The sequence below is a fragment of the Nostoc sp. CHAB 5715 genome, from assembly GCF_020829685.1.
Lineage (GTDB): Bacteria > Cyanobacteriota > Cyanobacteriia > Cyanobacteriales > Nostocaceae > Nostoc.
The window spans coordinates 1-3,679 of record NZ_JAIVFR010000774.1; the positions used below are offsets into that span (position 1 = coordinate 1).

The 3,679-nt window shown below is 42.7% G+C and carries 2 protein-coding genes; one reads left to right on the top strand and one right to left on the bottom strand.

What is annotated here, in order from left to right:
- Nucleotides 1-256: 256 nt before the first annotated feature.
- Nucleotides 257-1,273 (bottom strand): ribose-phosphate pyrophosphokinase, encoded by a 1,017-nt coding sequence (locus LC574_RS30975; RefSeq protein ID WP_229457416.1) that lies wholly within the window; start codon nt 1,271-1,273, stop codon nt 257-259.
- 794 nt (nt 1,274-2,067) lie between these two features.
- Between LC574_RS30975 and LC574_RS30980 the strand changes: the two genes are divergently transcribed.
- Nucleotides 2,068-3,679, top strand: a 1,612-nt coding sequence (locus tag LC574_RS30980) for a serine/threonine-protein kinase (RefSeq protein WP_229457417.1), incomplete at its 3' end; no start/stop codon positions are given.

Here is a 3,679-nt window from a genome sequence, read left to right on the forward strand (position 1 = left end):
GCGACTTAGGTTGAAAGCCCCCGGATTTATCCGTGGAAGCGATAAAAATTTATACTTTTTTGAATCCCCTGACTTGATTGCTGGGGAGATTCTGAATTCTGAATTCTGACTTCTGGATTCTCCTCAAAGTATTTAGTTTTCAAGGTTCAGGTTCCAAAAAAAAGACAGTAATAACTAAAAGCCCACACTGCACCCGATCAAGAGGACAGTGTGGGTAATTTATGCCTGTAACACGAATGATACTCTGTGTATCTGGCTAGCGGAACATACTACTGACTGAAGTATCTTCATGAATCCGCCAGATAGTTTCTCCTAAGAGATTAGCTACTGACAGCACCACTAGTTGTGGAAAGCGATTGTTTTCTGGTATGGGAATTGTATTGGTAACAATGACTTCCTCAAACAAGCCACTGGATAACCGTTCCATCGCTGGTGGAGAGAACACTGCATGAGTTGCACAGGCGTATACTTGACGCGCTCCTTCTTCACGCAGTAATCGCGCTCCTTCAGCGATCGTGCCTCCAGTGTCGATCATGTCATCCACCAAAACTGCCGTTTTGCCTTTAACATCGCCGATGACATTTAATACTTCTGCAACATTATGTGCATGACGACGTTTGTCAATAATTGCCAGTGGGGCATCATTCAGTTTTTTCGCAAATGCTCTGGCTCGCGCTACACCGCCAACATCAGGGGAAACAACCACAAGGTCGGGCAGTTCTTTGCTTGCTAGATAATCTAGCAATACTGGCGATCCGTAAACATGGTCAAAGGGGATATCGAAATAGCCTTGAATTTGAGCCGAGTGCAAATCCATTGCTAGAACGCGGTTAGCACCTGCTTCGGTGATCAAGTTAGCAACTAGCTTGGCGGTTATTGACTCTCTTCCTGCCGTTTTGCGATCGGCACGGGCATAGCCATAGTAGGGAATTACTGCCGTCACCTGTCGCGCAGAAGCTCGACGACAGGCATCAACCATAATCAATAATTCCATTAAATGATCGTTGACGGGTTGACAACATGGCTGGATTAAATAGACATCACAACCCCGAATCGATTCTTGGATTTGAACGTAAAGTTCTCCATCCGCAAATCTTTTACGAATCATTGGCCCCAAGTCCATGCCCACATAACGAGCAACTTCTTGAGACAGTTGTATATTGGCAGAGCCAGAAAACAGCCGCAGGCGATGATTATCGGTCAGTCCTGTTGCAGATGGTTGCACTTTGAATGTTGCAGAACTGAGCACAGCCGATCCTTTATGTGCATTCATAGCAATATTATCATTAAAGATTTAATAGGTTTAACCGAGAAATCGCCTAAAAAAACATCTGTGAGTTTTGTTGAATCTTCCATACAAAATTTAAACATTTTCCCATAAAATTATCATTGGCTAAGTGTCTAATTTTTTTTGGCAAGCAAACAAACTATTGATAGCTTAACGGACATTTAGTCTGTCCACTAGGTCTATAGTTCAAATTTTTTGGGTTGAGGTAAACATTGGTGTGGTAGGTTCTTCTAACTACCTCATTTATAGCTAACACTAAAGCATTTACAACTTAAGTGATTATTGAAGCTTATTCTCATACAGTATAGCACCTGCAACTAAGTACATCAATAGTAGCTTATTATTCAATATCTTACGTATTGACAAAAATTACAATTACATAAACTCGATTCTCAAGTTAATTTTGCATATTTCAAAATCTATCGTTTTCCCAAGAAGATAAATTGAATTGAGGATTGGGGGCTGTTAAGTTATGGACTAGGAAATAACCTAGCTCTGGTGGGGGTTTACCCATTGGTATAGTAGAATATTGCCGCAGGTAACTGTCCGTCGCCTCTTGGACTTAAATCTTTGTGGGTGACTGAAGAGGTAGGGGAGCGGGGAACTCTTAGCTGGAGGAAATGAAGAAGCAGGAAAGCTCTTAGCTGGGGAAAAAGGGGAAACTTTCTCCCCAGCAAAACGCACCCTGCTCTAATTCTTCTTTTCCTTCCCCTTTGTTCCCTTCCCCCTGCCTCTTGTTGACTTCTTCCTCAGTTGCTACTACACTCAATCATTCGATCATGCAACCACCCCTTACAGTTGGCACTGTCTTGCAAAACCGTTATCGCATAATTCAAATTCTCGGACAAGGAGGATTTGGTATAACCTATCTGGCAGAAGACCAGAGGCGCTTTAACGAACTTTGCGCGATCAAGGAATTGATTTCAACAGCAACGGAGGCTTTGGCTTGGGAGAAGGCACAAGAGCTTTTTCACCGAGAAGCTGCCATTTTATATCAAATTGAACACCCACAAGTCCCGAAATTCCGGGAAAGATTTGAGCAAGACCAACGTTTATTTTTGGTGGAGGACTACGTTGCAGGTCAAACGTATCAAGCTCTGCTGGCTGAACGTCAAGCTGTAGGTCAAACTTTCACAGAAGCTGAAGTATTGCAGTTGATAAAGTTGTTGCTGCCTGTTTTAGAGCATATTCACAGTCGAGGGATTATTCACCGAGATATCTCGCCAGAAAATATTATTTTGCGAGATAGTGACGCTAAACCTGTGTTAATTGACTTTGGGGTAGTAAAAGAACTGGCAACTCGTTTACGATCGCCAGAGAGTGCAATGCCAGAAACCACTGTGGGAAAATTAGGCTACTCTCCTAGTGAACAAATGCAAACAGGGGGAGCTTACCCTAGTAGTGACTTGTATGCATTAGCAGTAACAGCAATTGTTGTGCTGACTGGTAAAGAACCAAGGGAGCTATTTGACCAAAACCAACTAACTTGGAATTGGCAACGGTGGGTAACAGTTAATCAGCGATTTGCTATAGTGTTGAATCGAATGTTAAGTCATATACCGAGCGATCGCTATCAAAGTGCTGCTAGTGTATCTCAAGCACTACAATCTTTAGAGCAAGTGAATCTTCCTCCCTTGAATGCGTCTAACTTGCAAACAATCGCTGTTGGTCGCCGTCCTGATTCAGTACCACCAGCAGCTTCGCCCAAGAAACAAACCGATCCTGTGATTCCACCAAGTCTCACTAGCTCAGTCTTGGATAATCCCTTAGCGATCGCAGCAATTGGTACTGCTGTAGTGATCGTAGCGGGATTTGGTTCTTGGGCGTTGGTAAGTTCCATCCGCAGTCAGTCCAAAACACCAAATGAGACGCTTCCACAAAATTTCCCTTCACCAGTTATTACTGGTGGTACTACATTCACATCCACACCCACCCCCGAGCAACCTATTATATCTAGTAGGCAACTCAATCTTAAAGCATCTAACCCAACCACGGTTACAGATACTCTCAAAACAAATCAAATCATCCGGTACACTTTTTTTGGACAGGAAGGTGACAATTTAATTGCGTTTCTTGACCCAGGAAGCAGCGTTTTGCTAACAGTCTTCAGTCCCAATGAACAACCAATTGATCAGGATGTCCAACAAGTAACATCATATAAAGGCATATTGCTGGTTACTGGTAGATATACTATTGAATTAACACTAGTTCCAGGAGTTGACGAAAGTAGTTACAACCTCAATGTTGCATTAGAAACACCAGCAAAACCAATACCTACAGAGACAGCTATACCAAAAGTTACAAGAAACATCAATCACTTACATCAGTGTCGGACATCGCAGCCAATTGCTGAATTATCATCAGTTTGTGTTGGAATTACGGCAACAACAA